Raw genomic sequence first — 26,747 nt, forward strand, 5'->3', positions numbered from 1 at the left:
TTCCACCCGATGATGAACCGGCAGCCGCTCCGTCTCGCGATCTCCGAGGCGGCCAAGATCCTCTCCGACGCGGGGGTGGACAGCCCGCGCGTCGACGCGGAGTACCTGGCCGCGCACGTGCTCGGGGTCGAACGGGGCCGGCTGCCGCTCATCCCGCTGGTCGATCCGCAGGTGATCGACCAGCTGCACAAGCTGGTGCTGGTGCGGGCTTCCCGCATTCCGCTGCAGCACATCCTCGGCTGGGCTCCGATGGGCTCGATCTCGGTCGAGGTCGGCCCAGGCGTGTTCGTGCCGCGGCCGGAGACCGAGCTGCTGATGGAGTGGGGCCTGAAGGCCCTCGTCGGCGTCTCCTCGCCCGTGGTCGTGGACCTGTGCACGGGCACGGGCGCCCTGGCGTTGTCGATCGCTCACGCCCGCCCGGACGCGGTGGTGCACGCGGTGGAGATCGATCCGCAGGCGCTTTCCTGGACCCGCCGCAACGCCGAAACGCGGTCTGCTGCCGGGGACACGCCCATCCGGCTGCACTCGGGCGACGCCACGGATCCTTCCTTGCTGTCCGATTTGGACGGTCACGTGGATCTCGTGGTGTGCAATCCGCCTTACGTGCCAGAGGGTGTCGAAGTGCAGCCGGAGGTCGGCGTGCACGATCCGCACCACGCGGTGTTCTCCGGTCCTGACGGCCTGGACGTGATCCGGCACGTGGTGTCCGCAGCCGCGCGATGGCTGCGTCCAGGTGGTTTCGTCGGAATCGAGCACGACGACACGCAGGGCGAGTCCGTGCCGGCCCTGCTCTCCGCGCGCCGGGTGCTGACGGACGTTCTCGACCACGCTGATCTGGCAGGCCGCCCGCGCTTCGCGACCGCCCGCCGCGTCTCCTAGAACAGCGCGTCGAAGGCCTTCTCTAGCTCCTTCATCTGCTCACCGAGGCCGCGGTCAGCCAGCTTCTCCATCAGATGACCCGTGATGTCCTTGCTGGGCTTGGGTTTGCGCGCCTCGACCCGCAGATCGTCAACGGTTTCGATGGTCGACGTGGGCGCCTTCGCGTCGTTCAGGTCCTCGCGCAGCTCGTCGAGCAGCCGCAGCACCGTGCTGACGTCCTTGATGTGTCCGATGTGGACGAAGTTCCGTTCGTTCATGAGCTTCCCCCGCACTCCTCGCACAGCGCGCTGTCGTTGCTGCTCCCGGACAACCCGCCGGTGAGCCTGCAGGGCGTCGAGATCGGCGCGGTCACGTCCACCGCTGAGCCGGGCGCGAGCGGTCCGCGCCGTGAGGCCGGCCCGAGTCCGAGCGGCGATCCACTCCCGGCGATCGGCGCCGGACGACTTCGGAATGTGTCCAGCGTCGTCCGGGGGAGATGGCATTGTCCTGTCCACTTTCTGTCATTGAATCGACCGCTGGTCATCTACGCAGGTCAGAGGTGTTGTTAGTGTGCTTTGCAATACCTTCTCTGGTGTTTGCTGGCACAATAGTCGGTCGAGCTCGGAATTGACCAGAGGTGACAGATTTGCGAATTGTCAATGCGCCGAACGAGGGCAAATGACGCCCTTCCCGGACGCCCCGCCGATCCGCTGCTTCCTGAGCTACGCCCGCCAGGACGACCTCGTCATGGGCTTCGTCGAGGACTTCAGGGACTCCCTGCGCCACTACGCCTACGCCGACCGCGGACGTGACCTGGAGATCTTCCTGGATCGCGACGAGATCGGCTGGGGAGACCTCGCCCAGCCCGCCATCAGGGCGTCGGTGCGCAGTGCCACCGTCTTCATCCCGGTCCTGACTCGCCGCTACTTCGACCGCCCGTACTGCCGGGAGGAGCTCTTCGTCTTCTACAACCAGGCTTTCGTGGACGGCGTCCGCAGCCTGCTCCTACCGGTCGTGCTGCTGGGGCAGGGGCACCTCACCGACCACAACCCGGACCTGGCCGTGCAGATCATCGTGGAGCGCCAGCACCGCAGCGTCCGCGAGGCGTGGCTCGACGGCCCGTCCTCACCCGCGTGGCGGCGCACGATGCTCGGCCTGGCCGGCGAGCTGGTGGATCACGTCGAGGAAGCCGAACGGCGGCTGGTCACCGGCGCCGACCTGCACGTGCCCGACGCCGCAGAGGCCGTCGCCGACATCGAGCGCTTCGGGTTCGACACCGGTCATGTCGTGGCACTGGTTTCCGAGGTGCTGCAGCAGTTCCAGGACGTCGTGCGGACCGACGGCGATGAACTGACACGGGCCGAGGCCTTGCTGCCGGGTGCGTTGCGGTTGCGGGACACCGCTCGCGCGTACGAACGCAGGGTCTGCGAGGTCGACCGCTTGCTGCGGGCCGGGCCGGTTCCGATCGGGCCTGGCGGGGCGGCTCTGACCGAGCTCGTCGACGCGCTTGAGCTGTTGCTCGCCAGCACGGCGAGGGCGGAGTTGGTGAGCGTCCCGCTGCGGCGTCCGATGACCGCTTTCCGGGAAGGGCTCACGACGTTGCGGAGCGCGGTGAACATGGTCACCGCGTGGCAGGAGTTGCCAAATCCTGGCCAATAACTCGACGCCTGGCGGTCCGTGGTCCGTCCGGTCCTAGTTTCGGACGGGTGTCCGAGCCGGTGGAGTTGGCGCGTGGATACGTGCGAGCGCTGGCCACCGCCGCCGGACTGCACGTGTCCGCCTGCGACGTGGCCGCTGACGGCGTCGACTTCGGGTTCCGCTTCCCCGCCTCGGTCTTCCCCGCGATCGAGGCGCGGGTCGTCTGGACGGCTGAGCCCAGTGGCGAAGGTGCGGAGTGGTGCTACGACGGGCTCGACGAGCTGTGCTTCAACCGGTTGGCGGGACAGGACTTCACGGTGCCGCGCTTCCTCTTCCTGCTGGTGCTGCCGCCTGATCAGGCCTACGTGTCGTTCCAGTCCGACGGGATGGTGCTGCGGCATCTCGGCTACTTCCACCCGATGGGCGACGAGGTCCCGGTGTCCGCACCGGATCGCTCGCGGAGCCGTCCTGTGCAGATCTCGCTGGCCAGGGTGCTGACCGGACCGGCGTTGCGCGAGTTGCTGCGGAGTGTCCGATGACCGCGCTGCCGGTGGATGCTGTCACCCGCTACCTCCGTGCCACGGGCTGGTATCCGCAACCGCAGGTGTGGAGCACGGTGACGGTGTGGGCGCACGACGGTGGCGCTGAGGTGCTGGTGCCCGCGCGGGACGGGACGAACGACGCGGAACTGCGGATCCGCGAGCTGCTGCACGGCGTCGCGGCGCTGGAAGGCCGTGCCGCCGATGATGTCGCGCTCGACATCGGCGAGCCGTCCGCGGACATGATCAGCGTGCACACGCATCCGCCGGAGGTGCCGAGTGCCTGGTCTCCGCTGTCGTTCGCGGTGGACAGCCTTGCCAGTCTCATCGGTGTCGTGCACGCCACGACGAGGGCGGTGGACCAGGGTGCGTTCATCGGGTCGCGGGGCAGGTTGTCCAACAAGGTGCACGACCTGGTCGACCGGATGCAGGTCGGCCCGTCGCGCGCGGGCAGCTGCGTGCTGCCGGTCCGAGTACCGGCCGAGGACTACGCGCGGCGCGTGCTGGCTCGGTTGAACACGGCTCTCGACGCGGTGAGCGTGGCGGTGGCCGAGGAGGATCCGGCGGCTTTCCGGCACGCGGTCATCGCCGGCGCCTCGGCGGACCTGTGCGACGCGATGACCGGGCTCGCGGGCAGGAAGTCGTTGCTGCCCTTCGGGTTCTCGTTCCGCTGGGCGGGCGGCGGAACCTCCGAGGTCATGTTCGGCGAGCGCGCGGGTGCACGAATCCAGGCAGGAGCCAGGTTTCTGCGTGAGGCGACGGACCTGGGGCCTGTGACCGTGACCGGACCGGTGTGGGTGGTGCGCGAGGACCGGATGGTTCAGGTCGACACCGTGTGGATGCGGATCACCGACCTGACGTGGTTCGACGCGGCGGTCACCGCCCGCAAGGAAGGGCACAAGGCGCGTGTCTCCGGGCGGCTGGTGAGCGCTGGGCAGCGCGCTGAACTGAAAGTGGACCGCTTCGAGGTGATCGGGTGAGAGGGAAGAGCATGCGGGAGCTCGGGATCAAGCAGCGTGCGGCGTTGCTCACGCTGATGGCCGAGGCGCGGGAGGTCTCCAACAACGAGCTCGCGGAACTCGCCGGTTTCCGCCTCGACGGCGACGAACGCCGCGGGCTCAACGCGCTCGGGCTGGTGACCAGCGCCCAGCCGAGGAGGAACCTGCCGTACAACCACAAGCTCACCGACGCGGGCTGGGCGTGGTGCGTGTCCGAGCTGACCGCCGGAGCACCACCGAGGGCTCAGTCTGCGGGTGGGGCGCTGTACGCGGTGCTCGGCAGCCTCGCGCGGTTCCTGGAGCGGTCCGGCCTGCGCCTGCACGAGGTGTTCGAGGCGGGAGAGCTGGCCATCGACGTGCGGGTACGTGCCGCGTACGCGAAGCTGGCGCCGGAACCCCGTGCGTGGGTTGGACTTGCGGCGTTGCGCGACGCGCTCGACGGGGAGTCCCGCGCTGAGGTGGACCAGGCGTTGCACCGGTTGAACCGGGCTGCGGACGTCAACATCATCCCGGAGTCGAACCAGAAGGTGCTCACGCAGGAGGACCGTGCCGCGGCCATCCGCATCGGCGGGGAGGACCGCCACCTCGTCGCGATCGGTGCGCGATGACTCCCGAGGAGCGCAAAGCCCTGGCGGCGTTGCGGTTCAACTGGGCGCTGACCCCCGACGACGTCTGGGGCGGCACGCAGTTCCACGTCGAGGGCCTGCACACCGAGGTCGAGGAGGCCGTGCTCGCGGGCCTGGCCGATGCCGACCGCAGCGACGGACCCAGCCCGATCGGGCTGGTGATCCAGGGGCAGAAGGGCGTCGGCAAGACGCACCTGCTCGGCTGGGTGCGCGGGCAGGTTCAGGAGACGGGTGGCTACTTCTTCCTGGTCAAGCTCATGGAGGGCAACGCTTTCTGGACGAACACGGCGAACGCGTTCGTCGAGGGGCTCGTGCGGCCGGGTGCGGATGGCCGGACCCAGGTCGCGCAGTTCCTGCACCGGTTGTCGTCACTGACCGGCACACCGGTGACGAGCGTGGACGAGTTCGTCGGGTCGGTGCGCAGGTACAACCGGTTGGCGTGGCAGGAGTGCCAGGACACGTTGCGCGCGCTGGTGCTCTTCGCGTCGCCGGACGACCGCCTGTCCAACATCGGTGACGACTACTTGAGCGGGATGCCGGAGACGACTCCGGGTGATCGCGAGACCTGGCGGATCAGGCCGCATCCCAAGCGACCGCAGGACATCGTCGGCGAGGTCACCAGGCTGCTGGCGCTGACCGGGCCGATCGTGGTGGCCGTCGACCAGATCGACCAGCTGGTCGCGGTGTCGAAGCGGGCCACCGGTGCTTCCGGTGCTTCCGGTGCTTCCGGTGCGGACGATCAGCTGTTCGGTCTGGTCGGCGAAGGTCTGATGTCGTTGCGGGACCACACGAGCAGGACGTTGTCGCTCGTCGCGTGCCTGCCGCACGTCTGGGAGTCGTTGCGGAACAAGGCGGCGGACACGTTCGCCGACCGGTTCCGGACGGAGCAGCAGCTCTCCGACATCCCGAACGGCACGCTGGCACGCGCGTTGGTGGAGAAGCGGCTCGCGGTGACTTACCGGGAACTGGAGTTCGTGCCGCCCAGCCCGACGTGGCCGATCAGCAAGTACGCCTTCGCCGGCATGCAGCAGTACACGCCGCGCAAGTTGTTGCAGCGCATCGACGAACACGCTCGGTGGTGTCTGCGCAGCGGCGAGGTGCGCGAGCTGGAGAGGTTCGACGCCGAGGCGGAACCCGTCCCCGCGCCGCCGCCTCCGGCAGAGGACGACCTGAGTGCGCTGGACGCCGTGTTCGAGAAGCTGCGCGCGGAGGCGGATGTCCGTCCCGCCCTCGATCAGTCGACTGAGGACGAGGTGGTGCCGGGTCTGCTGTCCGCGGCGCTGACCGCGTGGATCGCCGAGCTGGGGGAGAACGACCACGGCTGGAGCCTGGAGTCACCGCCGTCCGTGAAACCGGCGTTGCACGCGAGGCTGATCCGCACGCTGGACGAGGACACCGAGAACGAGGCGCACTGGGCGTTCCGCGCCATCGCCCACTCCAATGCCCGTGCCGCGCAGTCACGACTGGCGAAGGCACGCAGCGCGGCCGCGCACCATCTGGAGACCGAGCGGCGCAAGCTGATCCTGTTGCGCAACCAGCCGTGGCCTTCTGGCAAGGTCACCCACGAGTCCGTCACCGCGTTCCGCGAGGCCGGTGGCCGGGACGTGCCGGTGACCGAGTCGGATCTGCGGACGTTCTTCGCGTTGAAGGAGATGCTCGCGTCGAAGGATCAACGCTTGCCAGGGTGGCTCATGGCGCGCAAGCCGGCGAGCGACACCGAGCTGCTGGCGGGGGTGCTGCCGACGGTGTTCCCCGCGATGTCCGGTCAGCTGACCGCGGAACCGGTGGACGCTTCGGGTGTGCCGATCGGCGATGTCTCCGTGGACCTGGCGACGTTGCGGGAGCACGTCTTCATCTGCGCCGGCACCGGCTCCGGCAAAACGGTGCTGCTGCGGCGTTTGGTGGAGGAGTGCGCGTTGCGGGGCGTGTCGGCGATCGTCCTGGATCCGAACAACGACCTGGCCCGCCTCGGCGACGCGTGGCCGACCCCGCCGCCGCGGTGGGGAACCGGCGATGCCGAACGCGCGCGTGCCTATCTCAACGGCACGGAAGTCGTGGTGTGGACGCCCAACCGGCAGTCCGGCAGGCCGTTGTCGTTCCAACCGCTGCCGGACTTCGCCTCTGTCCTCGACAATCCGGACGAGTTCGAGATGGCATTGGACGTCGCGGTGTCGGCGCTGGCTCCCCGCGCCGGCGTGGCTTCGTCGACCGTCAAGAACCAGCGATCTCGCGCGGTGCTGCGGGACGCCCTGAAGGCGTTCGCGGGCATGGGAAAGCGGGAGCTCTCGGCCTTCGTCGACCTGCTGACCGACCTGCCGAACGGCGTCACCGACATGGCCAACGCCCGCGCGATGGCAGGTGAGATGGCGGAGACCCTGAAGGCCGCGATGATCACCGACCGCCTGTTCGCGGCAGCGGGCGAACCGGTGGACCCGGCCCTGCTCCTGACCCCGTCACCCGGCGCGACCGCCCGCGTGTCGGTGATCAGCCTGGTCGGCCTGGGGACGGAGGAGCAGCGGCAGAGCTTCGTGAGCCAGCTGCAGATGGAGCTCTTCGCCTGGGTCAAGCGCAACCCGGTGCAGTCCTTGGGCTGGCTGCTCGTCATGGACGAGGCGCAGACGGTCGCACCCTCTGGCAAGACGACGACCTCGACCGAGAGCACCCGCATGCTGGCCGCCCAGGCGCGCAAGTACGGCCTGGGTCTGGTGTTCGCGACGCAGGCGCCGAAGGGGTTGGACAACCGCATCACCGGCAATGCGACCACGCAGATCTTCGGCCGCCTCGGCACCTCCGCGCAGATCCGCGCGGCCGAGGAACTGGCGAGGGCCAAGGGCAGCGCGGTACCGGACATCGCGCGCCTGACCAGGGGTGAGTTCTTCGTGGCGACCGACGCCACCGGTTTCCGGCTCACCACCGTGCCGATGTGTCTCAGCCACCACCCGCCGAGCCCGCTGACGGAGGACGAGGTGATCGACCGGGCCCGGCGCTGAGTTGCGCTGAGTTGCCAAATCGTGGCCAATAACTCGACGTTCGGTCACCTTGGGGCCAAACGGTCGTATGTTCTGACGTTGGGGAGGGCACGCGGTCACGCGCTCGAGGATCCGCCGCCTCGCGCGTGACCGCGTGTGCGCCGATCTAGAGGAAGTCGCGCTGCATCTTGGGCTTGTCCGGCCGTTTCTTCGGCTTCTTCACGGGCCACCAGAGCACCGCGCCGACGAACCCGGCTCCGAGCAGTCCCGCGACGCCGACGACGGCGCTGGTCGTCGGTTTGATCGTGCCCGGTTCGGCATAGACACCGAGGCCCGTGCGGTCGATGACGAGGTCGATCCGCTCCCCGACGGGTTTCGCCGAGTAGTCGGAGCTCGGGCGGTAGTGGATCTGCTTCGAGCCGCAGCTCAGTTCGTTGCTGTAGGTGGTCGGTGAGCGGCGGGAAGGGTGCTCCGAGCGTTTGGTCACCAGGCAGCCGTTCGCCGCCTCGCCGTAGGTCGACAGCCAGAGGGACTTCATCCCCACCGAGGACACGAACGCGATCGCGACGACACCGAACGTTGCCCACGCGGAAGTACTGCTCCACGGTCGCAACCGTGCCGTCGCGAACCAGGCGGTAGCCCCGCAGACCAGGACGACCGCGATGGCCAGGAGTGCCGTCAGGTCTTCCTTCATCGCAAGGAGGGGTGCCGCGATCGCGCAGCCGAGCGCCATCGTCAGCAGCAGTGCCCAGCGCACCCGGCCGGTGCGGCTTGGCTGATCATCGGCTGCGGTCACAGGTCGAGATGTCCCTGCTGTCGTTCGAAGGCCTTCTTCTGGTCGTTCGGCACGCCTTGTTCCTGCAGTTCGTCCTGCTTGGTGGTTTCACGGAGGACATCCGCGCCCAGCTTGACCTGGTAGCCGCCGTCCAGCACGTTCGGAACCGAGTGCGGCGTCACGGAGCCGTCGGCCTTGGTGATCGGTTTGAACGGCGTGTACGCGTTGATGGCGTCTTGCTGCCACGGCTTGGAGGGAACGTTCTGGCTGTACGGCTCTTCGTACTTGTTCTTCCAGGTGTTGCCCGCATCCGCGTAACCGTCCTTGAGCTCGCGTCCGCCTTGCTTGAGCTTGTCGAACGCCTCGCCTGCGGTCGGGCGTGAGTTTCCCCAGTCCTCCAGCCGTTTTCCCGCGTCGCGCAGCGCATCGGTCTTCGGGGTAGCTGGTGCGTGCGGAGCGCTCGGGGCGTCGACTGCTCGCCCGCCCTTGCCGAAGCGTGCAAGTCGCGCGAGGACATCACCCAGCTTCGCGAAGAGGTTCTTGAGCCTGCCCGCGATCCTGGCGATGACCTTCACCAGCTTGGCGATCTGTTGAGTGATCTTGCCGAGCACGGCCGCGCCGCGCCCGACCGCCCAAGCGGAGAACGCCGCGATCGAGCTGCCCAGCGAAACGTAGGAAGAAGCCAAGGCGATGATCGCGTTGCGGATGACCTCGTAGATGAACATGGCGATGAGGTCGCGAAGCATGCCTCGCACGGCAGCGGTGATCGTGCCGGCCGTGGCGACCTGCTCACCGACCGCGGCGCACGACCTGCTGACCGCGGTCATCTCGGCGACGAGCTGGTTCTGACTCGATCGGAAGCGCTCAGCCGCCGCCTCCTGCCACGAGCTGACCTGGCTCTGCACGGCCTTGCTCTGCGCGTCCGCGATCTGTGCGATCGCGAGCGACACCTGGTTCCACGTGCCGACCGCGGCCTCGATCTTGTCACCGTTGCCCGCGAGCCAGTCGAGGGGTTCGCGCAGGAAGCTGAGGTGCTCGATGAGCCAGCCGATTCCCGCCGTCGCCAGCGCTCCGACCGGGTCCATGAACACGCCAAGTGCGTCCAGGCCGAGTGCGGCGGCGTTGAGACCCAGCTCGGCCGCATCACCCTCGCCGAGCCTGCCCATCGAGTCGACGGTCTGGGCCAGGGATTCGAAGACACCAGCGCCGGCGAAGTTGTCAGTGCCAGTCACCTTGCCGTCCGAGTCCCAACCGGTCCAGGTGTTCATCAGCGCTCCCCGAACCGGTGGCGGTTGGCGTCCTCGTTCAGCTCGTAGAACGACGCGGTGGTCCTGGTGTCTTCCGCGGCATCGCCGACTCCCTTGGCGAGTTCCCGGATCGCCTCGACCGTCTTGTGCGCCGAATCCTCGGCGTCGAAAGCGAAGAACTGCAAAAGAACGCCGAAGGTGTCGCCACCGAGGTTCACCCCGGCGGCTTTGTCCGCAGCCGCCTCCAGCGCTGCCTGGCGGCTGAGCTGGTCCTTGGCGAAGGCGTGCAGCTCGCTCGGGTTGACGCTGAAGCCGCTCATCGCAGCACGCTCCCGAATCCGTCCTCGTCCTCATCCGGTCGTTGCTGAGGGCGTGGCGGCGCGGGTTTCGGTGCCGGGCCGTTCCACGAGACCTCGTTCATGACCCGGCCGTCTTCTTGTTGCGGCGGCTGTTCCTCTTCCTCTGGCTGCGGGATGAAGCTGCGCAGGAAGTCCATCGCCTGGGTGCCGCCGAACTCGGGTTCCACAATGGACGCCACCTGCTCAGCCGCCTGAACCTGTGCTTTCTGCACGGTTTGCATGACGAGCTGGCTCAGCTGCACGTGCGTCAGGCGCGTCGCTGTCGGTGAGAACTCGATGTGCTGCAAGGCACCGTTGGGCGCCACGCGCACGGTCACCGCCTCGTTGGGGGAGGTGACGGTGCTGCTGGCGTGCTGGATCTGGTCCTGCATCTGCTGGGAGCGTTGCCGCAGCTGCTGGGCCTTGGACTCGAGGTCCGCGATCATCTGTTCCGGGTTCATCGCTCGCTCGTCATCGCCAGTACCTGTCCGAGGTGTCTTGCCAGGCCCATGTTGTCGGCGGGGCTGATGGTGAACCAGCCGCTGCGCGTCTCGACGTTGGTGTAGCGGCCCTGCTTCGTGTCGATCCACGTGACGGGCGGGAAGTCGCGTTTGGTGCGGCCCTGCCCCAGCTGCACGAGGAAGTGGCCGTTGCCGATGGCGGGTCCGGTCAGCATCTGCTTGGCGATGCGGACGTCGTCGTTCTCCGCCGTGCGAACCGCTTGCCGGAAGCCTTGTTGTTGCTGCGGGCTCTCGAAGGCCTGGGCGGGCACGGTCACCAGTTTGCCCGGGCCTGGCCTACCGTGCGGCATGGCGTTCGCGAGGCTGGTGGCGATCTCGTTGGGCTGCACCAGGTTCAGCGTGATGCCGGTGTCCTCCTGGACCACCAGCACCGCGTAGCCGCCGCGGGCCACCACGCTGGCCCGCACGACCTTCTGCTGGTTCAGATCCGGCATGCACAGGGCGATGACGCGAAGTTCGGGGCGCGCCAACAGGTTCAGCGCGTCCTCAAGATCAGGCTCCGGCCGCCCGCGCCGCGCGAGTCCTTTGCGTTCGAGGTCCTGGTGCACGGCTGCCTTGATGCGGGCGCGCTCATCGAGCGTCTCGCCGTGCTGGTTGATGTCGAACGGGTAGGGAATGCTCCCTGCCCGCAGGTCCTCCCAGATGACCTCGAACGCGGGCAGGGAGAGCTGGGCGATCTGCTTCATCCGCCGATCACCGGCGGCGCGACCATGCGATCGTCGTCGAAGAACTCGTCGGTGGGGATGAGGTAGTTGGACTTGTGCTCCTTGTCCTCCTCGCCACCCTTGCCGCCACCAGCGCCACCCATGCCTCCGGCGCCGGCAGCGCCCGCACGACCTGCGGCGCCTGCACCAGCGCCCGTTCCTGCTCCGCCTGGGCCGTTGCCCATGACTCCGGCGCTACCACCGGGATTGGCGGGGCCGAAGCTGCCCGCACCGCGACCGGCCGCGCTGCCGATGCCACCGGCACCCATGCCTCGGCCACCAGCAGCGCCGCCGCCACCAGGTCCGCGCCCCATACCGGGCCCACCCTGACCAGGCCGCCCGGTCTGCCCGCCGCCGGGCGGGCGCATGCCGGGAGGCAGCACACCGGGCGGGGTGAACGGAGGCCTGTTCTGGCCGCCGGGTGGGTTGTTCAGGTTGTTGCCCGGCGGAACCGTCGGCGGGGTCGTCGGCGGAGCGACCCAGGACGGATTCGTGGTGCCGTTGTTCGTGCCGGGCGGCGGCGTCGCGGGCATGTTCGGCATGCCGGTGTTGTTGCTGAACCTCTGGTTGGCGTTGACGTTGCTGAGGCTCTGCGAGTGCGTGGTGCTGCTCGGCTGCGTGACGCCCTGGTCGTGCGTGACCTGCGGGGTTGACTCCATGGTGGGCATGGACATCGCGGCCGACATCATGGTGTTGTCGCGCGTCTGCATGACCTGAACAGCCTCGGCCTTGGCCTCTTGCTGCTCGTTGTGCTTCATGTACATCTCAACCGGTGAGGCGACCATCGCCGGCGGGAAGATGACGGAGGCGCCCGCCCACTTCTTGGCGATGTCGAGGGGGTTGAAGTCGACCGGCTCGGGCATGCTCTTGTTCGCCTGAACCGCCGCTTCACGCTGCTGCTCGATGGCACCTGCCGTTTTCAGAAAACCGTCGCCGGTGGTATCCGAGAACGCGCCGACCTTGCCGAGTGCGTTCCGAACCCCCTCAGCAGCCCGGCCCTTCCACGCGTCGTGTGAGCCGTTGATCAAGATCTGGAAGTCTGTTGCCAGTTCCTTGAACGTGTCCCCCATCGATCGCCACGTGTCGGCGACTGCCGTGGCGTCATCAGGGCTGTACTTGTCGTTGACCAGGCGCTTCATTTCCTCGTGCTTCTGGCCTGGATAGTTCGCGTTCGGGGTCGGAACGGTGGGTTTGATGGGTGGTGGCGCCATGAGATCCCCCCTCGGGCGTCGCTACTACAGCTTGGGTGCGATCAGGTCGGCAGCTTTCGACGCGCGCTGGCACGAGGCCGCAGTGTCCTCAGACGTGAGCTTCAGAGTCGAGAGGACCGAGACGGACGACTTCTCCGTAACCCCGATGATGATGGTGCAGCTGGCCTTGGACCCGTTGTCAGCTTCGACCTTGGTCGCGGTGAACTTGCCGACCTTGATCTTGGAGACGTTGTCGCCCTGGACGTTCAGGTCGTTGAGGCCTTTGTCGGTGCGAACGCTGACGAGAAGGCCGCCGTCGCCCGCGACTTCCCAGTCACAGCCAGCTCCGGTACCGGACTTCTCGGGCTCACCTGGGACGCTGAAGCCGAGTCCGCCTGCTTCGGAGTCGGTGAGCAGTTCGCAGGGCTTGACCGACCCCAACCCCGAAGCGCTGTCGGAACTGCTCGTCGGCGTGCTGCCACCCGAAGTGGTCGTCGTCGTGGGAGTGCCCTTGGTGCCGGTGCAACCGGCGGTGAGTGCGGCGAACCCGATCAAGGTGACGATGAGGATGCGCTTCATGACTTCCCGTTGAGTTTCTTGAGCGAGTCGGCGTGTGCCTGGTCGACGTTCTGGTAGGAGGCGCGACTCTTCTCGATCTGGGTCTTCAGCGATTCGATCGCTTTCGCGACCTCGACGAGTTGCTGCGCAGTCTTCTGACCGAACGTCATGTTGGACTTGGTGACATCCTGGGCGTAGCCGTCTCCCAGTTTCGTGTCACGGCTGAGGTCGTTCGACTTTCTCTGGATCTTGCTCAGCTCTTGTTGCATCTGGTCGAGCTTTTTGATCATGGCGTCGACCAGGTGCGGGTCGACGGACAGCTGCTGGGTCTCGACCGCGACGGCCACAGCCTTGCTGGCCTCGGCGACGGCCTTGAACCCGCCGCTGAAGATGTCGGTCCAGGAGCCCCCCGACAGCGCTCCGACCTTGCCGCTTGTCACTACTTCCTCGGACACAGAAGCTCGACCCTCCCCGATTGCGCTCTGTGGTCGGCTCATGACCATACAGAGGTGCGCCCGTTCGGGGGATGCGTTGAACTACTTAACCCTGTTTGGGCTAAAACTTCACCCTGGTCAGGAAGCTCCTGAACGCGCTAAGTGAGAAGGAAAGCGCAGGTCCGGATGCATGCTTGGAGTCGCGGACACCTGCGTATGAGGTGGTCAACGCCACCTCGACGCAGCCTTCCTGGCTTCCGCTGTAGCTGCTCTTACGCCAGTTCACCCGTTTCCCACCTGCGCGCCAGTTCGGTGATCTTCCGTACCGATTCTTCCGCAGGCAGCGCACGCCGGGCCAGGTGCCGAATGGCGGTTTCGTAGGTCTCGATCTCGTCGGGCTCTTCGAGGAACAAGCTGGACGTGAGGTTCTCCAGGTACACCACCTTGTGTCCGCTGTCGCGCTTGAGCAGCCAAAACGCACCGTTGAGGCCCGCGTGTGCGCCTCTGTTGGGGATCACCCGGATGTTGATGTTCGAGCGCTCCGCTGACTCGGCGAGTTTGTCGAGTTGCGCTGCCATGATCGCTGAGCTGCCGATCAGCCGCCGCAGTACCCACTCGTCGATCAGTGCGAGCAGCCGGAGTGGTTTCGGCTGGTCGAGGACGGAGTGGCTCCTCATGCGGGTCGCCATCCGTTGCTCGACCTCATCGGTCGGAACCATCTCGCACTCGATCATGAGTGCGCGGGTGTAGTCGGGGAGTTGAAGCAGACCGGGGACGTTCGCGCACTCGTAGTTGACGATTAGGTCGGCCTTGCGCTCCAGGTTGAGGAGAGTGCGGACGCGTTCGTCGAACGTGGGCTTGGTGCGCTGCCACCAGCCGCGCCGGTCCACCTCGTGGGCGAGCTTCAGCAGCTCGGTTCGGAGGGGACCGACGCAGCCGTAGATGGCGAGCAGGGCGGCGACGTCCTCTGTGGAGCCTTCGCGCAGGCCGTTCTCCAAGCGGCTCATCTTGGTGGCGGAGGCGTCGATGAGCTCGCCAGCGCGTTCCAGGGACAGGCCTGCAGCCTCGCGGAGGCGGCGCAGGTCGTCTCCCAGCTCCTCGGCGCGCACGGTGACGTTCATGCGAAGCATGGTGCCGGGTCGTAAGAGGACGAAAGGGGAGTTGCGCGCGGGGCAAACCCGATCGGGTCACCGCGGGTGGAGGTTGGAGATCTTTCCCCTTGTACAGACGTCTTCTGGTGGCAACGGGGTCAGGAGGCCGATTGCGGTCGTGGCCACCAGGAGCAGGGCGAGGCCGATGATCGGTCGCATCACTTGTCCTCTGGGAGGAGGACGTTGCCGAGGTCGCGGGCGAACTCGCCCACCTTCTCCAGGCCTGTGCCCGGCCAGGCGGTCGAGAGTTCGATGATCTCCTCACCGAGCTTGACGAGATCCTTCTCCGGCATGAGGCCTCCTGTGGTCGAAAGCTCAGCCCACACGGCGGAAGTTCCCGGCACTTATGTGCACGACCAGCCGTTCCAAGAGGTCCATCGGCATGGTGTCGGTGGACCACGCGTTGAGGCACAACCGGCAGATGGCGTCCAACCGATCAGGTGGCTCGAACGTGCCGAACACGGCGGTCACGGGATGTGGGCAAAGCACGATCTCAAGGAAGCCAGCGTCGAACTCGCGCGGGAAGGTGTTGCCACAGAGGCAAAACCGATCGGGTCAGCGGAACACTCCGGCTGAACGGATCACCTGGGCGGCGTTGACGTCGGACACGGTGACGCTGACGTTGTCGGTGAGAAACGATCCGGGGGCCTTGCGGTGGTGGCGAGCGGCGGCTTCGGGGCGGTCCCACACCACTAGGTCCACCTGCAGTGTGCGGCGCTGACCCGAGTCGGCGATGTTGCTGCGCTTGCAGGAGAGTTCGACGCGACGTGCGTTGCCGCGGCCTGCCTCGGACTCCGGGATCGGGGCGAACAGAGGATAGAAGCCGTCCACAATGGATGCTGAACCGTCGGAGGACGGGAAGGCTGCCGTGTAGGCATCAGCGTTGGCGATGGTGCACGGGTCCTTCACGTTGTTGGAAGGGGAGCCGTAGGCGTGGCGCATGGGTGCGGTCGGGCCGGAGGAGATTCGCGACAACACAAGGGGTTCCAGGTTGGACATGAGCGCGTCGATGGTGAAGGCGCCGGTGGAGTCCTTGGTCTGCAACGAGATGGAGACGACCAGGTCAGCGTTCCAGATCACCAGGTGCTCGGAGACCTCCTCGTGCCAGGAGGCGATCGACAGGCCGGACGAGGACCGGACCGGAGAGCCCAGAACGGTTGCCTGGTCCACGAGGCGAGTGAGCGAGGCGGTGGTGTTGAACGGTGTTTGGTGCACCGAGACGTTCACGACCTCGTGGCCCCACAGCGTGTAGGCGCAGGTGCTGGCCGCGCTGGAACCCGAAGCAGCAGAAGCCGCCAGAGGGACGTCGCCGGCCAGGTGCGAGTGCATGACGGCGTGGTCGCGCGAGAGACGCGCGCCCAGAGACGACAAGCCGGACATCGTCACCAGCGAGCAGGCGTCGTGGACCGGGACACCGCCGTACTGGATCGCCGGGCCGGTGCCCGGTAGCTGGAACATCACCGGCGACGACGGGTCGCCGTCCACGTTGCCAGGCAGGTCGTCGTTCATGCGCTGCAGGATGAACGGAAGACCGAACAAGGCGACCACGGCCAAGAAGGCCATTGCCAGGAAGACCGCGATCCCGATGACCCACGGCGTGGCGATGTCGTGCTGTTGTTTCATCAATCCCCCCAGATCGACGCCAACGTAGCGAGCCGAAGCTGAGGGAACGCTGAGTGACCGGGGGCCTTGCGACACCCGGTCGGGGTGGCTGGCTAGGCTCACCGAGGTGAGCACGGTCTACGACTGCAGCGAACCGAGCAACCGCGCGGCGGGTCTCGCCGCCGCGGCCGGTGCGGTGCGAAGCGGACGCCTCGTCGTCCTTCCCACCGACACCGTTTACGGGATCGGCTGCGACGCGTTCGACGCCGAAGCCGTCCGGAGTCTTCTCGACGCCAAGGGGCGCGGGCCCGACATGCCCGTCCCGGTGCTGGTCGGGTCCTGGACGACGATCGACGGGCTGGTCCTCAGCGTGCCCCGGCAGGCGCGGGCGCTCATCGAGGCCTTCTGGCCCGGTGGGCTCAGCATCGTGTTGCCGCACGCGCCGAGCCTGGCCTGGGACCTCGGGCAGACGCGCGGCACGGTGATGCTGCGCATGCCGTTGCACCCGGTGGCGCTCGAACTGCTGCGCGACGTCGGGCCCATGGCCGTGTCCAGCGCGAACAGGACCGGGCACGCGCCGGCCGCGAGTGCGCAGGAGGCGCGTGAGCAGCTCGGCGACGCGGTGCCGGTGTACCTGGACGGCGGGTTGAGCGGTGAGAACATCGCGTCCACGATCGTCGACCTGACGGGGCCGGACGCGTTGATCCTGCGGGAGGGTGCGGTCAGCAAGAAAGAAGTCGACGAGGTGCTCGGCATCGAGGTCGACGTCGCCCGCTGACCAGCTGGTGTCAGAATTGATCATGTCGTCGCGAGTACCGTGGCGAGCACCCCGAACACTCCCGATTGATTGGTAGGCCCGTGGGGCCCGCATCCTCGTTCGTCCTTCCCGTGCGCGAGTACCTGCTCGTCGCGTTGATCGCTGCCGTCGTGACGTTCCTGCTCGTCGGGCTGGTGCGCGCGATGGCGTTCCGGCTCGGGGCGGTGGCCTACCCGCGGCAGCGTGACGTGCACGTGCAGCCGATGCCGCGCATGGGTGGTGTCGCCATCTACGGCGGCGTGCTGTGCGGCATGTTCGTGGCGCACCAGCTGCCGGTGCTGCGGGCGGCGTTCGACTTCTCGAACGACCCGTGGGGCGTCATGGTCGCGGGCGGCGTCATCGTGCTCGTGGGTGCGATCGACGACAGGTTCGAGCTCGACTCGCTCACCAAGCTCGCCGGGCAGGTCACGGCGGCGGGCATCCTGGTGCTCTTCGGTCTGCAGTGGATGATCGCGTGGGTGCCGTGGGACGGTGGCGCGACCATCAGCCTCGACCAGAACCAGGGTGCTCTGCTCACCGTTCTGCTCGCGGTCACCATGATCAACGCGATGAACTTCGTCGACGGCCTGGACGGTCTGGCCGCCGGCATCGGGCTCATCGCCGCCGCGGCGACGTGCGCGTTCTCGATCGGCCTGCTCGTCGAACGGCAGGGCGCGGTCGAGGCCTACCCGCCCGCGCTGATCGCCGCCGCGCTCGCCGGTGCCTGTCTGGGCTTCCTGCCGCACAACTTCAACCCCGCGCGCATCTTCATGGGCGACTCGGGCTCGATGCTCATCGGTCTCATGCTCGCCGCCGCCACGACCAGCGCGTCCGGCAAGATCAACCAGGCCACCGGCAGCGCCGCGGACCTGCTCGGTCTGCTCTCGCCGCTCATCGTCGTCGCGGCCGTGCTGTTCGTGCCGCTGCTCGATCTGCTGATGGCGATCATCCGGCGCACCCGGCGCGGTGAAAGCCCGTTCTCGCCGGACAAGATGCACCTGCACCACCGGTTGCTGGAGATCGGCCACTCGCAGCGGCGCGCGGTACTGCTCATCTACTTGTGGGCCGGTGTGCTCGCGTTCGGCGCGGTGGCGCTCACGTTGTTCGACCCGATCATCGTGGCCACGTGCTTCGTCATCGGGTTGATCGTGACGTTTGTCGTTTCGGTGATCCCGCGGCTGCGGGACGCCCGCAAGTCATGACGAAACGGCCAGGCAGATGTCCTGCCTGGCCGTTTTCCAGTGTCAGATGGCGTTTAGACCGGCGTGTAGACGCACGGCAGGCTCAGCAGGTCCCATCCGCCGCGACCGTTCGAAGACCATTGCTCCATGCAGAACTTGGAGCCGGAGGGGTAGTCCTGGTTGCGGTCGACGTACGGCCGCTCGTACCACTTCCACTCCTTCTCCTCGGTGTTGCGGCTGAAGTCGGGCCCGAAGATCCGGTAGTGGCCGGTGAAGCTGAGAATCCCGCTCAGCGAAGTACCGCCCACCACGACCCTGTTCACGTGGTTGCCGGAGCCCTGCACCCAGATGCAGTACCCGCCACCGGAACCGTTGCAGCCCCTCGTGTCCGCGTTCGCCGCAGGCGCGGTCAGCACCAGCGAGGTCAACGCGCTCATCGCGACGGCGGTCGCCAGCGCCGCTTTCTTGATCTTGCTCATCATCGGCCCCCATCTCTTCGGTTCACCGGGAAGCCCGGCGAACCGAAGCTAGCCAGCGGCTGCGACGAGTCGCCTACACCGCGTGTAGGTGGTTTGGCGGGTTCAGAACCAGCTGCGCAACACGGTACGTAGCGGTACCGTGACCGGCGGTTGACTGTCTGGGGGGATGACGACCGCATGGAGAGCTGTACGTTCGGGCTGCTCGGAGAACTGTCGATCAACGATGGCGCGGTGGCGCTCAGGGCCGGCAAGCTGCGCGGCCTGCTGGCTGCCCTGCTGCTGCGGCCGGGCAGACCGGTGTCGGAAGCCGAGCTCATCGAGTGGGTCTGGGACGCACCTCCGTCACGAGCGCATTCGACGCTGCAGGTCTACGTCGTACGTCTGCGGCGAGCACTCGGCCGGTTTGGTCCCTGCGTGTTGCGCAGCACCACTGGCTACCGCATCGATGTCGACCCCGATCAGGTCGATTTGCACCGGTTTCGCAGCCTGGCGAATCGTCGTGATCCCGATTCGCGGGCGGAGCTCGGTGACCTGCGCGTGGCGTTGGCGCTCTGGCGCGGCCCGGCGTTGTCCGACGTGACCTCGGAGGCGATGAGGTTCGAGGCCGACCGCCTGAACGAGGAACGCCTGGTCGCGCTCGAGCGCAGGATCGAGTTGGAGATCCAGCTCGGCGCGCACCGGGAGCTGGTCCCCGAGCTGCGCGGGCTGACCAGGCTTCACCCGTTGCGCGAACGGTTCGCCGAGTTCCTGATGCTGGCGCTGCACAGGGGAGCGCGTTCAGCGGATGCTCTGGAGAGCTACCGCGCGATCTACCGGTTGTTCGTCGATGAGCTGGGGGTGGGGCCGGGGCGGCGGCTCTCGGAGTTGCACGATCAGATCCTGCGCGATCGGGAAATTGACGCGGCGCGTTGTTTGGGCCCGCTTAACCGTCGTTAACCAGGGGGCTGCCCGCGAGCGCTGTATAGGTGGTTCCTACACTCAGTGCATGAGCGGCATGAACGACGATGTCAAGGCCGTCACGCACGAGCTGACGATCCAGCGGCTCGCCGGGGAAATGTTCCGCGCGGCCGCCTGGGCCGCGCTCGGCACGTTTGTCCTCGGTGTCGTCGTGTCAACTGTGATCTGGGGGGCCGCTGGTCTCATCGGATCATTGATCGGTGGTGCGATCGCCATCGCTTCGAGCCTCGCGACGTTGTTGTTGATGCGCAAGACCGCGGCACTCGATCCGATGTTCGTGATGGTCGCCGCATTCGGTGGATTCACGGGCAAGCTGATCGTGCTGCTGGCGGCGGTGATCTTGTTGCGCGGCCAGTCGTGGCTGGAGCCCAAGGCGCTGGGAATCACCCTGGTGGCGACTGTTGTGGTGACGTCGTTCCTGGAGGCCAGAGCCTCCAGGCGCAGCCGTAGTCAGATGGTGGTGCCCGCCTCGGAAGGCGCCTGAGACCTGCTGATATGGTCCGCGCAGACCAGGGACACCCGATAGCAGGGGTGCCTCTGGTAGTCGCTTGCGAACCGTAAGGTACGTTAAGTCCAGATCGTGACGATTCCCCCGGCGGAGTGAACGCCGGCCGGGAGAACCGGAAGGAACACAGTGACCACGATGGTGCTGGCTGAGGGTGACACGTTCGTCGCCCCCGGAGTTGCGGACTTCTTCCTCCCGCCGATCTTCGGCTCGGTCACCAAGCCGATGGTCCTGCTGGTGCTGTCGATCTTGATCATCGGCGCCTTCTTCATCGCGGCGACCCGCAACCTGAAGGTCATCCCCGGCAAGTTCCAGTTCGCCGCCGAGTCGCTCTACGACTTCGGGCGCAACAACATCGCCAGGGAACAGATCGGCGCGAAGGACTTCAAGCCGTTCATCCCGCTGATTCTCACGATCTTCACCTTCGTCCTGGTGAACAACCTGTTCGGGCTCATCCCGATCATCCAGTTCCCGACGATGTCGCACATCGGCTTCCCTCTCGCCGTTTCGTTGCTCGTCGTTTACCCCGTGTACCACTTCGTCGGGTTCAAGCGGCACGGCTTTGTGGGCTACTTGAAGCACCAGACGGTTCCGCCGGGCGCGCCGTGGTTCGTGCTCCCGCTGCTGATCCCGATCGAGTTCTTCCAGAAGTTCGTCCTGAACCCGCTCACGCTGGCGATCCGAGTTTTCGCCGCCATGTTCGCGGGTCACCTGCTGCTGCTGGTGTTCACCCTGGCTGGTGAGTTCCTGCTGCTGAACGGCGGTCTGACCGTCATCGTGGCGCCGGTGTCCTTCGCCTTCGCCCTCGCGTTGACCTTCCTGGAGGCATTGATCATGTGCCTGCAGGCCTACATCTTCGCGCTGCTGTCTGCCAGCTACATCGGCATGGCGCTGGCAGAAGAGCACTGACAAACAGCACAAAGCCTCCGATCCGCGAACACTCGCGGACCGAGTTGGAAAGGGAACAGCAACAGTGAGCGCTATCCAGATCGCCCAGGACGCCATCAACATGAACAAGGGTCTTGCGGCCATCGGTTACGGTCTCGCGGCCATCGGCCCGGGCATCGGCGTGGGTCTGATCTTCTCCTCGGTCATCAGCGGCACCGCTCGTCAGCCCGAGGCCCGCGGCGTGCTGCTCGGCCTCGCCTGGACCACCTTCGCCATCGTCGAGGTCCTCGCGCTGATCGGCTTCGTCGTGTACTTCATCGCGACCGCCTGACCTAACCCTTCAACGCGTTAGGAGACGTCGTGTACCGCACCCTGATCCTGGCCGCGGAAGAGCCGCACAACCCGGTTGTTCCGCAGCTGGCTGAGGTCATTCTCGGTCTCGTCGCGTTCCTGCTCCTCTTCTTCGTCATCAAGAAGTTCGTGTCGCCGAGGTTCGAGGCGCTGTACGCGGAGCGGACGGCCAAGATCGAGGGCGGCATCGAGAAGGCGGAGCAGGCTCAGGCCGAGGCTCAGCGCACTCTCGAGCAGTACAAGGAGCAGCTGGCCGAGGCTCGCGCCGAGGCCGCGCGCATCCGCGACGACGCGCGGGCCGAGGGCCTGCAGATCATCGAGGAGCTGCGCGAGCAGGCGCAGGCCGAGTCCGCGCGCATCATCGCGCAGGGCCAGCACCAGCTGGACGCTCAGCGCGCCCAGATCGTCGCCGAGCTGCGTGCCGACCTCGGCCGCACCGCCGTCGAGCTGGCGAGCAAGGTCGTGGGCGAGTCCCTCGAGGACGAGGCCCGCCGCCGCGGCACCGTCGACCGCTTCCTCAACGAGCTGGACGCCGTCGCGGCGCCGGCGAGCAAGTAGAGGCTGCCGATGACGTTGCATGCCGCTAGTCGTGAAGCTCTGGCAGCCGCGGAACTGCGGCTGCTGGAGCTGGCCGACGCCACCACGTCCACGGACGAGCTCGCCAAGCTGGGCGACGAGCTCTTCGCCGTGCTGGGCCTGCTGATCGAGCAGTCCTCGCTGCGCCGCGCGCTCGCCGACGCCTCGTCGGAGGCCGCCGGTCGTGAGCAGCTCGTCCGCGGCCTGTTCGCGGGCAAGGTGAGCGAAGCGACGCTGCAGGTGCTGGTCGCCGTCGTGACCGCGCGCTGGTCCAGCCCGCGTGAGCTCGTCGACGGCGTCGAGTCGCTCGCCCGCACCACGCTGCTGGTGCGCGCCGAGCGCGACGGCCAGCTCGACTCGGTGGAGGACGAGCTGTTCCGGCTCGGCCGCATCGTGGCGGGTTCGCACGAGCTCGAGCTCCTGCTGGCGGATCCCGCTGGTGCCGTCGACGGCAAGGTCGCGCTGGTCGACACCCTCATCGAGGGAAAGGTCAGCCCGGTCACCAAGACGCTGGTCGACCAGCTGGTCCGCCACCCGCGCGGTCTGCGCGTCGCGAACGGTCTCGGCGAGCTCGCCGACCTGGCGGCCAAGCGCCGTCAGCGTTCGGTCGCGCACGTCCGGTCCGCGGTGGCGCTGACGGCGGAGCAGGTAGACCGCTTGACCGCGACGCTGACCACGATCTACTCGCGCCCGATCGCGCTGCACGTCGAGGTCGACCCGGCCCTGGCCGGCGGTCTCACGATCAAGATCGGCGACGAGATCATCGACGGAAGCATCGCCGGCCGGTTGGCGGCACTGCGCCGCAATCTCGCCAGCTAGCCCCCGAGCCCTTTCCCAAGAACGAAGAAGTGAGAGCAGGAACGACATGGCGGAGCTGACGATCTCGTCGGACGAGATCCGCAGTGCGATCGAGAAGTACGTCTCGAGCTACTCCCCGGAGGTCAGCCGGGAAGAGGTCGGTACCGTCGCCGAGACCTACGACGGCATCGCCATCGTCGAAGGCCTTCCCGGCACGATGACGAACGAGCTGCTCGAGTTCCCCGGTGGCGTCCTCGGCGTTGCCCTGAACCTCGAGGTCCGCAACATCGGTGCGGTCATCCTCGGTGACTTCGACAAGATCGAAGAGGGCCAGGAGGTCCGCCGGACGGGCAAGGTCCTGTCCGTGCCGGTCGGCGACGGCTTCCTCGGTCGCGTCGTCAACCCGCTGGGCCAGCCGATCGACGGCCTCGGTGACATCGTCGCGGACGACACCCGCGCCCTGGAGCTGCAGGCGGCCTCCGTGCTGCAGCGTCAGCCGGTGTCCGAGCCGATGCAGACCGGCATCAAGGCCATCGACGCGATGACCCCGATCGGCCGCGGCCAGCGTCAGCTGATCATCGGCGACCGCAAGACCGGCAAGACCGCGGTCTGCATCGACACGATCATCAACCAGAAGAAGGCCTGGGAGTCGGGCGACCCGAAGCAGCAGGTCCGCTGCGTCTACGTCGCCATCGGCCAGAAGGGCTCCACCATCGCGGGCGTCAAGACCGCGCTGGAGGAGGCGGGCGCACTCGAGTACACGACGATCGTCGCCGCCCCCGCTTCTGACTCGGCCGGCTTCAAGTGGCTGGCGCCGTACACCGGCTCCGCCATCGGCCAGCACTGGATGTACCAGGGCAAGCACGTCCTGATCATCTTCGACGACCTGACCAAGCAGGCCGAGGCGTACCGCGCGATCTCGCTGCTGCTGCGCCGCCCGCCGGGCCGCGAGGCCTACCCCGGCGACGTCTTCTACTTGCACTCGCGTCTCCTCGAGCGTTGCGCGAAGCTGTCGGACGAGCTCGGCGCCGGTTCGATGACGGGTCTGCCGATCATCGAGACCAAGGCGAACGACGTGTCGGCGTACATCCCGACCAACGTCATCTCGATCACCGACGGTCAGTGCTTCCTCGAGTCCGACCTGTTCAACGCCGGTGTCCGCCCGGCCGTCAACGTGGGTATCTCGGTGTCCCGCGTCGGTGGTGCCGCGCAGATCAAGGCGATGAAGGACGTCGCGGGCTCGCTGCGTCTCGACCTGTCGCAGTTCCGCGAGCTGGAGGCCTTCTCCGCGTTCGCGTCCGACCTCGACGCCGCGTCGCGCGCCCAGCTGGACCGCGGTGCCCGTCTGGTCGAGCTGCTCAAGCAGGGCCAGTACTCCCCGGTCCCGGTCGAGGAGCAGGTCGTCGAGATCTTCGCCGCGACCAAGGGCCACCTGGACGACGTTCCCGTCGCCGACATCCGTCGCTTCGTCGCGGACTTCAAGGACTCGCTGCGTCGCAACCACGCCGACCTGCTCGGCAGCATCGTGGAGACGAAGAAGTTCCCCGAGGACGCCCAGAAGCGCGTCGTCGCCGCCCTGAACGAGTTCAAGAAGCAGTTCACCGCTTCGGACGGCTCGACGATCGTCAACGAGGCGCCCGAGAAGGCGATGGACGCCGACAAGGTCGCCCAGGAATCGGTGAAGGTCCACAAGCCCGAGCCCACCAAGAAGTGATCTGAGCCATGGGCGCACAGATTCGGGAGCTCCGCCAGCGGATCCGCACGGTCAACTCGACCAAGAAGATCACGAAGGCTTACGAGCTCATCGCCACGTCTCGCCTCGCCAAGGCGCAGACCAGGGTCGCGGCCTCGCGCCCCTACGCGGACGAGATCACTAACGTGCTCTCCGCGTTGGCCGAGGCCTCGGCGAACCTCGACCACCCGCTGCTGACGGAACGCCCGAACCCGAAGCGCGCCGCCATCCTCGTCGTGACCAGCGACAAGGGCATGTGCGGTGGCTACAACGCCAACGTCCTCAAGGCCGCTGAGCAGCTGATCCAGCTGCTGAAGTCCGAGGGCAAGGAGCCGGTGCTGTACGTGACCGGCCGCAAGGCGATCGGGTACTACACGTTCCGGCGCCGCGAGGTCACCGCCTCGTGGAGCGGGTTCTCCCAGACCCCGAACTACATCAACGCCGTCGAAGCCGGTGACGCGCTGGTGGAGGCGTTCCTGGAGGGCACGGAGAACGGTGCGCAGGGCGTGGACGAGATCCACGTCGTGTACACGGAGTTCAAGTCCATGCTGAGCCAGACGCCGACCGCCAGGCGGATCGCGCCGATGGAGGTCGAGTACACCGGTGAGGCTCCCAAGGGCCCGCGCGCGGTGTACGACTTCGAGCCCAGCGCCGAGGCGTTGCTCGGTGCGATGCTGCCCAAGTACGTGAAGACCAGGCTGTTCTCCGCCATGCTGGAGGCTGCGGCTTCGGAGTCGGCGGCTCGCCGGACGGCCATGAAGGCCGCGACGGACAACGCGACGGAACTGGTCCGGAACCTCAGCCGGGCGGCGAACTCGGCCCGACAGGCCCAGATCACCCAGGAGATCAGCGAGATCGTCGGTGGCGCCTCCGCGCTTACCGGTGGCGCAGGAAGTGATGAGTGACATGAGTGCTACTGCCACCACCACCCGCACCGGCCGTGTGGTCCGGGTGATTGGTGCGGTCGTCGACGTGGAGTTCCCGCGCGACGCCGTGCCGGAGCTGTTCAACGCTTGCCACACGGAGATCACCTTCGAGGCGGTCGCCAAGACGCTGACCCTCGAGGTCGCGCAGCACCTCGGCGACAACCTGGTCCGCTGCATCTCGATGCAGCCGACCGACGGTCTCGTCCGCGGTGCCACCGTCACCGACACCGGTGCCGCGATCTCGGTGCCGGTCGGCGACGTCGTCAAGGGTCACGTCTTCAACGCCCTCGGTGACTGCCTCGACTCGCCCGGCCTCGGCCGCGACGGCGAGCAGTGGGGCATCCACCGCAAGGCGCCCGCCTTCGACCAGCTCGAGGGCAAGACCGAGATCCTCGAGACCGGCATCAAGGTCATCGACCTGCTCACCCCGTACGTCAAGGGCGGCAAGATCGGCCTGTTCGGCGGCGCGGGTGTCGGCAAGACCGTGCTCATCCAGGAGATGATCACGCGTATTGCCCGCGAGTTCTCCGGTACGTCGGTGTTCGCCGGCGTCGGCGAGCGCACCCGTGAGGGCACCGACCTGCTGCTCGAGATGGAAGAGATGGGTGTTCTCGGGGACACCGCTCTCGTCTTCGGTCAGATGGACGAGCCGCCCGGCACGCGTATGCGCGTCGCGCTGTCCGCTCTCACGATGGCGGAGTACTTCCGCGACGTGCAGAACCAGGACGTGCTGCTCTTCATCGACAACATCTTCCGGTTCACCCAGGCGGGCTCCGAGGTGTCGACCCTGCTGGGCCGCATGCCTTCCGCCGTGGGTTACCAGCCGACGCTGGCCGACGAGATGGGTGAGCTCCAGGAGCGCATCACCTCGACGCGCGGTAAGTCGATCACCTCGCTGCAGGCCATCTACGTGCCCGCGGACGACTACACCGACCCCGCCCCGGCGACCACCTTCGCCCACCTGGACGCGACGACGGAGCTTTCCCGTCCGATCTCCCAGAAGGGCATCTACCCGGCCGTCGACCCGCTGTCGTCGTCGTCTCGAATCCTCGAGCCGTCGATCGTCGGCGAGGAGCACTACCGGGTCGCGCAGGAGGTGAAGCGAATCCTGCAGAAGTACAAGGAGCTGCAGGACATCATCGCCATCCTCGGTATGGACGAGCTGTCCGAGGAGGACAAGGTTCTCGTCGGTCGCGCGCGTCGTCTCGAGCGCTTCCTCGGCCAGAACTTCATCGTGGCCGAGAAGTTCACGGGTCAGCCCGGTTCGTTCGTGCCGATCAAGGACACGATCGAGGCGTTCGACCGCGTGTGCAAGGGCGAGTTCGACCACTTCCCGGAGCAGGCGTTCTTCTCCTGTGGCGGGTTGGACGACGTCGAGGCCAACGCCAAGAAGCTTGCCGGTAACTGAGG

Annotated in this window: 32 protein-coding genes; 17 read left to right on the forward strand and 15 right to left on the reverse strand. The window is 67.1% G+C overall.

Annotated elements, in window-relative coordinates:
* The first annotated feature begins 12 nt into the window (after positions 1-12).
* The gene (gene prmC, locus ABZX92_RS00355) at positions 13-879 is read left to right on the forward strand and encodes a peptide chain release factor N(5)-glutamine methyltransferase (protein ID WP_355552115.1); all 867 of its coding nucleotides are present in this window, start codon (positions 13-15) and stop codon (positions 877-879) included.
* Here prmC and ABZX92_RS00360 read toward each other — a convergent pair.
* Positions 876-1,361 (reverse strand): hypothetical protein, encoded by a 486-nt coding sequence (locus ABZX92_RS00360; RefSeq protein WP_355551651.1) that lies wholly within the window; start codon positions 1,359-1,361, stop codon positions 876-878. The two genes, prmC and ABZX92_RS00360, sit on opposite strands and share 4 nt — an antisense overlap.
* Before the next feature lie 175 nt (positions 1,362-1,536).
* Between ABZX92_RS00360 and ABZX92_RS00365 the strand changes: the two genes are divergently transcribed.
* The 5 genes from ABZX92_RS00365 to ABZX92_RS00385 are packed head-to-tail and all read left to right on the forward strand — an operon-like array spanning position 1,537 to position 7,649.
* Positions 1,537-2,517 (forward strand): TIR domain-containing protein, encoded by a 981-nt coding sequence (locus tag ABZX92_RS00365; protein WP_355551653.1) that lies wholly within the window; start codon positions 1,537-1,539, stop codon positions 2,515-2,517.
* A gap of 47 nt (positions 2,518-2,564) precedes the next feature.
* Positions 2,565-3,035, forward strand: a complete 471-nt coding sequence (locus tag ABZX92_RS00370; protein WP_355551655.1) for a hypothetical protein — start codon at positions 2,565-2,567, stop codon at positions 3,033-3,035.
* Entirely contained in the window at positions 3,032-4,015 is a 984-nt protein-coding gene (locus ABZX92_RS00375) for a hypothetical protein (protein ID WP_355551658.1), read from the forward strand. Before ABZX92_RS00370 ends, ABZX92_RS00375 begins: the two co-directional genes overlap by 4 nt.
* Complete coding sequence (locus ABZX92_RS00380; protein WP_355551660.1) at positions 4,012-4,641, forward strand: hypothetical protein; 630 nt, start codon at positions 4,012-4,014, stop codon at positions 4,639-4,641. Before ABZX92_RS00375 ends, ABZX92_RS00380 begins: the two co-directional genes overlap by 4 nt.
* Complete coding sequence (locus ABZX92_RS00385; RefSeq protein ID WP_355551663.1) at positions 4,638-7,649, forward strand: ATP-binding protein; 3,012 nt, start codon at positions 4,638-4,640, stop codon at positions 7,647-7,649. Before ABZX92_RS00380 ends, ABZX92_RS00385 begins: the two co-directional genes overlap by 4 nt.
* 145 nt (positions 7,650-7,794) lie before the next feature.
* On the opposite strand, the gene ABZX92_RS00390 is transcribed toward ABZX92_RS00385, so the two are convergent.
* From ABZX92_RS00390 to ABZX92_RS00450, 13 genes are all read right to left on the reverse strand, one after another.
* Positions 7,795-8,424 (reverse strand): hypothetical protein, encoded by a 630-nt coding sequence (locus tag ABZX92_RS00390; RefSeq protein WP_355551666.1) that lies wholly within the window; start codon positions 8,422-8,424, stop codon positions 7,795-7,797.
* Complete coding sequence (locus ABZX92_RS00395) at positions 8,421-9,671, reverse strand: hypothetical protein (RefSeq protein WP_355551669.1); 1,251 nt, start codon at positions 9,669-9,671, stop codon at positions 8,421-8,423. Before ABZX92_RS00395 ends, ABZX92_RS00390 begins: the two co-directional genes overlap by 4 nt.
* Positions 9,671-9,970 (reverse strand): hypothetical protein, encoded by a 300-nt coding sequence (locus ABZX92_RS00400; protein WP_355551672.1) that lies wholly within the window; start codon positions 9,968-9,970, stop codon positions 9,671-9,673. The genes ABZX92_RS00395 and ABZX92_RS00400 overlap by 1 nt, the downstream gene beginning before the upstream one ends.
* Positions 9,967-10,449, reverse strand: coding sequence for a YbaB/EbfC family nucleoid-associated protein (locus ABZX92_RS00405; protein ID WP_355551675.1), 483 nt, complete (start codon positions 10,447-10,449; stop codon positions 9,967-9,969). The genes ABZX92_RS00400 and ABZX92_RS00405 overlap by 4 nt, the downstream gene beginning before the upstream one ends.
* On the reverse strand, positions 10,446-11,195 hold the full coding sequence (locus ABZX92_RS00410; protein ID WP_355551678.1) for an ESX secretion-associated protein EspG: 750 nt from the start codon (positions 11,193-11,195) through the stop codon (positions 10,446-10,448). The genes ABZX92_RS00405 and ABZX92_RS00410 overlap by 4 nt, the downstream gene beginning before the upstream one ends.
* On the reverse strand, positions 11,192-12,352 hold the full coding sequence (locus tag ABZX92_RS00415) for a hypothetical protein (RefSeq protein ID WP_355551680.1): 1,161 nt from the start codon (positions 12,350-12,352) through the stop codon (positions 11,192-11,194). Before ABZX92_RS00415 ends, ABZX92_RS00410 begins: the two co-directional genes overlap by 4 nt.
* Before the next feature lie 96 nt (positions 12,353-12,448).
* The gene (locus ABZX92_RS00420) at positions 12,449-12,982 is read right to left on the reverse strand and encodes a DUF3558 family protein (protein WP_355551683.1); all 534 of its coding nucleotides are present in this window, start codon (positions 12,980-12,982) and stop codon (positions 12,449-12,451) included.
* A complete protein-coding gene (locus ABZX92_RS00425; protein ID WP_355551686.1) occupies positions 12,979-13,416 on the reverse strand; it encodes a type VII secretion target in 438 nt (145 codons plus the stop codon). Before ABZX92_RS00425 ends, ABZX92_RS00420 begins: the two co-directional genes overlap by 4 nt.
* A gap of 100 nt (positions 13,417-13,516) precedes the next feature.
* Positions 13,517-13,744, reverse strand: coding sequence for a DUF397 domain-containing protein (locus ABZX92_RS00430; protein ID WP_355551689.1), 228 nt, complete (start codon positions 13,742-13,744; stop codon positions 13,517-13,519).
* On the reverse strand, positions 13,668-14,516 hold the full coding sequence (locus ABZX92_RS00435) for a helix-turn-helix transcriptional regulator (protein WP_355551692.1): 849 nt from the start codon (positions 14,514-14,516) through the stop codon (positions 13,668-13,670). The genes ABZX92_RS00430 and ABZX92_RS00435 overlap by 77 nt, the downstream gene beginning before the upstream one ends.
* A gap of 188 nt (positions 14,517-14,704) precedes the next feature.
* On the reverse strand, positions 14,705-14,839 hold the full coding sequence (locus ABZX92_RS00440) for a hypothetical protein (RefSeq protein ID WP_355551695.1): 135 nt from the start codon (positions 14,837-14,839) through the stop codon (positions 14,705-14,707).
* A gap of 22 nt (positions 14,840-14,861) precedes the next feature.
* Positions 14,862-15,017: a hypothetical protein gene (locus ABZX92_RS00445; protein ID WP_355551698.1), complete on the reverse strand. Its 156-nt coding sequence runs from the start codon at positions 15,015-15,017 to the stop codon at positions 14,862-14,864.
* Positions 15,018-15,101: 84 nt separating this feature from the next.
* Positions 15,102-16,169: a hypothetical protein gene (locus ABZX92_RS00450; RefSeq protein ID WP_355551701.1), complete on the reverse strand. Its 1,068-nt coding sequence runs from the start codon at positions 16,167-16,169 to the stop codon at positions 15,102-15,104.
* Positions 16,170-16,275: 106 nt separating this feature from the next.
* On the opposite strand from ABZX92_RS00450, the gene ABZX92_RS00455 reads away from it, so the two are divergent.
* Together ABZX92_RS00455 and ABZX92_RS00460 are read left to right on the forward strand one after the other, a co-directional pair.
* On the forward strand, positions 16,276-16,926 hold the full coding sequence (locus tag ABZX92_RS00455) for an L-threonylcarbamoyladenylate synthase (RefSeq protein ID WP_355551704.1): 651 nt from the start codon (positions 16,276-16,278) through the stop codon (positions 16,924-16,926).
* A gap of 80 nt (positions 16,927-17,006) precedes the next feature.
* A complete protein-coding gene (locus tag ABZX92_RS00460; RefSeq protein ID WP_355551706.1) occupies positions 17,007-18,146 on the forward strand; it encodes an MraY family glycosyltransferase in 1,140 nt (379 codons plus the stop codon).
* 53 nt (positions 18,147-18,199) lie between these two features.
* On the opposite strand, the gene ABZX92_RS00465 is transcribed toward ABZX92_RS00460, so the two are convergent.
* Positions 18,200-18,604 carry a hypothetical protein gene (locus ABZX92_RS00465; protein WP_355551709.1) on the reverse strand — a complete coding sequence of 135 codons (405 nt, stop codon included), beginning with the start codon at positions 18,602-18,604 and terminating at the stop codon, positions 18,200-18,202.
* A gap of 177 nt (positions 18,605-18,781) precedes the next feature.
* Between ABZX92_RS00465 and ABZX92_RS00470 the strand changes: the two genes are divergently transcribed.
* The 9 genes from ABZX92_RS00470 (at position 18,782) to atpD (ending at position 26,745) form a co-directional block, all read left to right on the forward strand.
* A complete protein-coding gene (locus tag ABZX92_RS00470) occupies positions 18,782-19,540 on the forward strand; it encodes an AfsR/SARP family transcriptional regulator (protein WP_355551712.1) in 759 nt (252 codons plus the stop codon).
* Positions 19,541-19,589: 49 nt separating this feature from the next.
* The gene (locus ABZX92_RS00475) at positions 19,590-20,045 is read left to right on the forward strand and encodes a hypothetical protein (protein ID WP_355551715.1); all 456 of its coding nucleotides are present in this window, start codon (positions 19,590-19,592) and stop codon (positions 20,043-20,045) included.
* A gap of 150 nt (positions 20,046-20,195) precedes the next feature.
* Positions 20,196-20,975, forward strand: a complete 780-nt coding sequence (atpB, locus tag ABZX92_RS00480; protein WP_355551718.1) for a F0F1 ATP synthase subunit A — start codon at positions 20,196-20,198, stop codon at positions 20,973-20,975.
* 100 nt (positions 20,976-21,075) lie between these two features.
* Positions 21,076-21,285 carry an ATP F0F1 synthase subunit C gene (locus ABZX92_RS00485; RefSeq protein WP_355552118.1) on the forward strand — a complete coding sequence of 70 codons (210 nt, stop codon included), beginning with the start codon at positions 21,076-21,078 and terminating at the stop codon, positions 21,283-21,285.
* Between the two features lie 29 nt (positions 21,286-21,314).
* Complete coding sequence (locus tag ABZX92_RS00490) at positions 21,315-21,863, forward strand: F0F1 ATP synthase subunit B (RefSeq protein ID WP_355551721.1); 549 nt, start codon at positions 21,315-21,317, stop codon at positions 21,861-21,863.
* Positions 21,864-21,866: 3 nt separating this feature from the next.
* Positions 21,867-22,700: a F0F1 ATP synthase subunit delta gene (locus ABZX92_RS00495; protein ID WP_355552121.1), complete on the forward strand. Its 834-nt coding sequence runs from the start codon at positions 21,867-21,869 to the stop codon at positions 22,698-22,700.
* Between the two features lie 46 nt (positions 22,701-22,746).
* On the forward strand, positions 22,747-24,393 hold the full coding sequence (gene atpA, locus ABZX92_RS00500) for a F0F1 ATP synthase subunit alpha (protein ID WP_355551724.1): 1,647 nt from the start codon (positions 22,747-22,749) through the stop codon (positions 24,391-24,393).
* A gap of 8 nt (positions 24,394-24,401) precedes the next feature.
* On the forward strand, positions 24,402-25,316 hold the full coding sequence (locus ABZX92_RS00505; protein WP_355551727.1) for a F0F1 ATP synthase subunit gamma: 915 nt from the start codon (positions 24,402-24,404) through the stop codon (positions 25,314-25,316).
* Positions 25,309-26,745, forward strand: a complete 1,437-nt coding sequence (atpD, locus tag ABZX92_RS00510; RefSeq protein WP_231114590.1) for a F0F1 ATP synthase subunit beta — start codon at positions 25,309-25,311, stop codon at positions 26,743-26,745. The genes ABZX92_RS00505 and atpD overlap by 8 nt, the downstream gene beginning before the upstream one ends.
* Positions 26,746-26,747: the final 2 nt, after the last annotated feature.

The sequence above is a fragment of the Lentzea sp. NPDC006480 genome (assembly GCF_040611995.1).
Taxonomy (GTDB): Bacteria; Actinomycetota; Actinomycetes; order Mycobacteriales; family Pseudonocardiaceae; genus Lentzea.